This window comes from Mesorhizobium sp. M4B.F.Ca.ET.089.01.1.1 (assembly GCF_004022605.1).
GTDB classification, from domain to species: Bacteria; Pseudomonadota; Alphaproteobacteria; order Rhizobiales; family Rhizobiaceae; genus Mesorhizobium; species Mesorhizobium abyssinicae.
In genome coordinates this window covers 1-5,254 of the sequence record NZ_RZOS01000402.1, presented here as the reverse complement: position 1 = coordinate 5,254, position 5,254 = coordinate 1, and the positions used below count along the sequence as shown (strand labels likewise).

At 66.9% G+C, this 5,254-nt stretch carries 3 protein-coding genes and 1 pseudogene; all 4 read left to right on the top strand.

Going from position 1 to position 5,254, the window contains the following annotated elements; genetic code table 11:
• Positions 1-983 (top strand): type VI secretion system protein TssL, long form (gene tssL, locus EN780_RS26990; protein ID WP_128275814.1); only part of this gene is annotated, 983 nt, incomplete at its 5' end.
• A 1-nt stretch (position 984) separates the two neighbouring features.
• Complete coding sequence (gene tssM, locus EN780_RS26985; RefSeq protein WP_128275813.1) at positions 985-4,521, top strand: type VI secretion system membrane subunit TssM; 3,537 nt, start codon at positions 985-987, stop codon at positions 4,519-4,521.
• Entirely contained in the window at positions 4,503-5,045 is a 543-nt protein-coding gene (gene tagF / locus EN780_RS26980) for a type VI secretion system-associated protein TagF (RefSeq protein ID WP_245500152.1), read from the top strand. Before tssM ends, tagF begins: the two co-directional genes overlap by 19 nt.
• Positions 5,045-5,254: pseudogene (locus EN780_RS26975) on the top strand (hypothetical protein); the annotation flags it as partial. The gene tagF and the pseudogene EN780_RS26975, both read left to right, overlap by 1 nt.

Here is a 5,254-nt window from a genome sequence, read left to right as displayed (position 1 = left end):
CGCCCTGGGGCGGCGCCAGCGCGTGGCCGCGCCAGCCGCTGGTGGTCATGCTGCGCGGCGACGTCGATGCCGGCACCCAGTTCTTCACGCGCCTCGACGAGCTGGAGCGCCACCCGAACCGCGACCGCGAGCTATTGGAACTGCAATACCAGTGCCTGGCGCTTGGCTTCCGCGGCAAATACCGGGTGCCCGGCCGCTCCGGCGACCGCTCGCTCAATGCCGTTCGCGTGGCGGCGGCGCGTTTCCTGCGCGATGCCGACGCCGAGGGCGCGCCGCTGTCGCCACATTGGAAAGGCGTGATCGCCTCGGACGAGCCGCAGCGCTTCATCGTGCCGATCTGGGTGATGGCGCTCGCCGCCGCAGTGATCGCCACTATGGTCCATATCGGGCTCTCGATGGGGCTCAGCAGCCAGGCCGTCGAGCTCTCGGCGCTGGTCCGGGCGCTGCCGCCGCCTGCGCGCGCCGACATCACCCGCGCCGCGCCGAAGGTTGACGCGCCTGCGCCGCCCGAGCCGGAGCCAGTCGATTTCGCGCTGCTGCCGGAATTCAAGGCCGAAGCGCCGGACGACCTCAGGGGGGCGCTCAGCGGCACCGAGAGCGTGTCGCTGGCCAAGCTGGTCATCCAGGCCTCCAACCCCGAATTGTTCCAGTCGTCGCGACCGACACTGACGCCAGGCTTCGAGCCACTGGTCGAATCCATCGCCAAGGTCATCCTCGCCAACCAGGAGCTGATCGGAAACATCACCGTCGTCGGCCACACCGACAACGTGCGCCTGCAACGATCCAATCCCCTGTCGACCAACCAGCGGCTCTCGGAAGCGCGGGCCGAGACCATAGCCGACCTCCTGGTGCGGGCCGGCGTGCCGCAGGAGCGCATCCATTCCGAAGGGCGCGCTGAGACCGACCCGGTGGCCGACAACTCGACACGCGAGGGCCGCGCGCTCAACCGGCGCGTCGAGGTCCTGGTCGAGAAGAGGCTCTGAGATGTTCATCCTGCGCTTCCTCTGGGCTGTGCTCACATCGCGCTTCCTTTGGACGCTGATCGGCATCGCGCTGCTTTCGCTGGTCATCTGGATCTTCGGCCCGATCGTCCAGGTCGGCCCCTATTCGCCCTTCGATTCCGACAATGTGCGCATCGCCATGATCGCCGGGCTGATCATCCTGTGGCTGATCTGGCTGATCATCGCCCAGCGCCGCGCGATCCGCGCCAACCGCATGTTCGTCGCCGAGATCGCGGCGCCGGCGGCGGAGAAGCAGCTCACCCCCGGCGAGGAAAGCGTCGCCGCCGTCGGCGCCAAGTTCGCCGATGTGATGGCCGAGCTGAGGCGCCGCAAGCTCGGCGGCCGCAAATTCCTGCGCGAAATGCCCTGGTATGTGATCGTCGGGCCGCCGGCGACCGGCAAGACCACGGCGCTGCGCCAGTCCGGCCTGAACTTTCCGATCGACCTCACCGACGACCTGCAAGGTGTCGGCGGCACGCGCAACTGCGACTGGTTCTTTTCCGAAAACGCGGTGCTGATCGACACCGCCGGCCGCTACGTCCAGCAGGAAAGCCAGCCGGATGTCGACGCAACCGAGTGGCTGGGTTTTCTCGACCTGCTCAAGAAGCACCGCGGCCGCCGCGCGCTGAATGGCGTCATCGTCGCGCTCTCGATCGACGCGCTCTCGGAAGGCGACGAAGCCATCAAGGCGCACGGCCGCAAGATCCGCCGCCGGCTGGCCGAGCTCAACGACCGGCTCGAAATCCGCCTCCCTGTCTACCTGATGCTGACCAAGGCCGATCTGATCAAGGGCTTCGAGGCCTTCTTCGGCGGCCTGTCGACCACCGCGCGCGAGCAGGTGTGGGGGACGACCTTCGCGCTCGACGCCCGCGTCGACGCCAAGACCATCGAGAAGGAAATCGCCACGCTGGCGACCGAACTCGAGCGGCGCCTGGTGCCGCGTCTTGAGGACGAAGACAAGCTCGCCACGCGCGCCGAGATTTTCCGCTTCCCGGCCCAGCTCGCGAGCCTTTCCGAACCGATCCAGGTGCTGATCGAGGCGATGTTCGGCGAAAGCCGCTACGAGGAAGCCGCCTGGCTGCGCGGCCTTTACCTGACTTCGGCGACGCAGGAAGGCGCGCCCATCGACCGGCTGACCGCGGCGTTGTCTTCATCGTTCGGTCTTCCGCCGCGCCGCGCCATGCCCACGCCAAGGGTCGAGAAGCGCAGCTTCTTCCTGCGGAATCTGTTGACCGAGGTGATCTTCAAGGAGGCCGGCCTGGGCACGTTCGACCCGCTGGCGCAGCGCCGCCGCGCCTGGATCTGGCGCGGCGCCGCCACCGCCTGCGCGGCAGCGGCGTTGCTGGCCGCCGGCCTGTTCTCCTGGTCCTACTACGATAACCGCACCGCTATCACCGCGCAGGCTGGCCAGTTCGAGGCGCTGCAGGAGCCGCTGACCGCCGTCACCGCCGCACCGGCATCGGTGGAGCAGCCGGCCATCGACGGCGCGCTGGCCGCGATGGACGAGGTCGCGAATGCCCGCACCGCGCCGCCGGACGCGCCGCATGACCTGCTCGGGCCCTCGGCCTCGGCGGAATTGGTGCGCGCGCAGGCCGACACCTACGATCATGCGCTGCGCAACGTCCTGGAACCCCACATGGTCGCGCTGCTCGAGGCGACCATGTGGCGGCAGATCCGCGATCCGGACTTCATGCTGGGCGCGCTGAAGACCTATCGCATGATGACCGGCCTGTCGCAGATGGACACCGACTTCGCCCAGGGCTGGTGGGTCAACAGCCTGCCCGAATTCGCGCCCTCGCCGCCTTTCCCGAGTCCGGACGCGGAAGAGCACCAGCTGGCCGCGATCCGGCGCATGGCGGTCGACGACAACTACATCGCGCCCGACAAGGAACTGGTCGCCGAGGCACTGAAGACGGTGTGCACGATCTCGCTGCCGGCGCGCGCCTACAAGCAGTTGCTGGCCGATCCCGAAGTGGCCGGAGTGAAAGAATGGATCCCGGCCAATTTCGCCGGGCCGAACGGCGCCAAGGTGTTCGCGCGGCGCTCCGACAAGACGTTGCGCGTCGGCGTTCCGGGCGCCTTCACCTATGCCGGCTTCCACGATGCCGTTCTCGACCGGGTCGAGGACGTGGCCGCGCAGGCGGCACTCGATCGGGCAGTGTTCGCCGGCGGCTGCTCGGAGAATTCCGAAACCTCCGTCTCGGCGCTGTCCGAGGACATCCTGAAGCTCTACTACGACGACTACATCGCGCAATGGGACAGCTTCCTGCGCGATATGCGGCTCGCGCCGTTGACCGACCTCAATGTCGCCAGCGAGAATCTCAAAGACCTTTCAAGCGCCGATTCCGCGTTGAAGCGCCTTTTGATCGCAGTGGTTCAGGAGACCGACCTTACCCGGTCCGACGAAGCCCCGGCCGACGACAAGGCGGCCGCGAAGGGCGGTTCGAAACTGCTCGGCAAGCTCGGCAAGCTGGGCAAGGTCGTCAAGACCGGGGCAAAACTGCTGCCGCGCGCCGGTTCGGCCGACAAGGTGGACCTGACCGGCAGCCTGGTGGCCGAGCACTTCAAGCCGCTGAAGGGCGCGATCGCCGAGGTCGACGGCCAGCCGCCGGCGCTCGACGCCGCGGTGGTGGCGCTGACGGCGCTTTCCAACGTGCTGCAGACGGTGACCGCCAATCCCGACCCGCAGGACGCCATCAAGAAGCAGGGCGGCCTAGCCGAGCTCACTGGCGCCGTCGCCAGGCAGGCGCAGATCCTGCCCGACCCGATCGACGACTGGCTCGGCGGCATCGCCGGCGACACCAGCGGCCTGACGCAGAAGGCCGTCACCAACGAACTCAACGCCATCTGGCGTGCCGACATCCTGCCCTTCTGCCAGGCGGCGCTCAACGACCGCTATCCGTTCAGCCCCGAGAGCGCGGTGGACGTCAATGTCCGCGACTTCGCCCGTCTGTTCGGACCGGCCGGCATGATCGACGCCTTCATCAACGACCATTTGATCAGCTATGTCGACACCGCCAGCCAGCCCTGGAAATGGCGTGCCGACTTCGGCCTCGACCCTGCGGCGCTGGCGGCGTTCGAACAGGCCAGGCACATACGCGACGATCTCTTTCCCGGCGGGACGGGACCGGTGATGAGCTTCACGCTGGAGCCGAAGGACCTGTCGCCCAATGTCACGCGCGTGACGCTCAATCTCGACGGCCAGAACCTCGTCTATTTCAACAACGCGACGCGGCCGCAACCGATGACGTGGCCCGGCAAGGACGGCACCGGCGTGATTTCGCTCGCCTTCCAGCCGGTCGATGGCTCGCCCGAAATCATGCTCAACGAGACCGGCAGCTGGGCGTGGCTGAGGATGCTGCGTGCCGGCCGCTTCACCGGCACCTCGCTGGCCGATGTCTACAGCCTCCGCCTCGGCACCAAGGGCATGTACGCCGATTTCGAGCTCAAGGCGGCAAGCGTCGAAAACCCCTACAACCTCGAAATGTTCAAGAAGTTCACATGTCCGCCGCAGATATGATCCTGCCGGGCTTCTACGGCAAAATCCCCACCACCGGCGATTTCGTGTCGCGGCGGCTGACGGGAGATTTTGTGCGCGCCTGGGATCGCTGGCTGGCGCAGCATCTTGTGCCGCTGATTGGCCTGGAGTCCTGGCCACGCGCCACGGCGCTGCGCTTCCTGGCCGGCCCGTCCTCCTTCGGCGCGTCGGCGGGCGTTGTCGTGCAAAGCGCCGACAGGGTCGGCAGGCAATTCCCCTTGAGCATCGTCGCGCAGCTCTCCGAAACCTCCTTCGAGTTGGCGCATGCGGAAGCGTGGTTCGCCGGCATCGAGGAAACGGCCATTGCCGCGCAGCAGGGCGGGTTGACCCCCGACGGGCTGGAGGCAGCACTGACCGTGCTGCCGGTGCCGCCCGTCGAGTCGGGTGACGAGATCGTCGACGATATGGTGATGTGGACCAGCCGCTCGGACATATTCGACGTCGACCTGCAGTTGCCGCGAGCGACGCTGGGGCAGATCCTCGCCGCCAGTTGGGAGACCGATTGATGCATATCTGGAACCAGATGGGGTATCCGCACGAGTTTACCATGGGCATGGATAAGGCCGGCCGTGAGTGGATTGTGGTGGTGGTGAAGGGGACATTTGATTTTCCCTCAATGCCGGGCGGACTGGTGAAGAAATCGGCGGAACAGGTTCCGCTGATTTTTGCCGACACACAGATCGGTGAACCCGGCTACTCCGCCACGTTGTGGGAG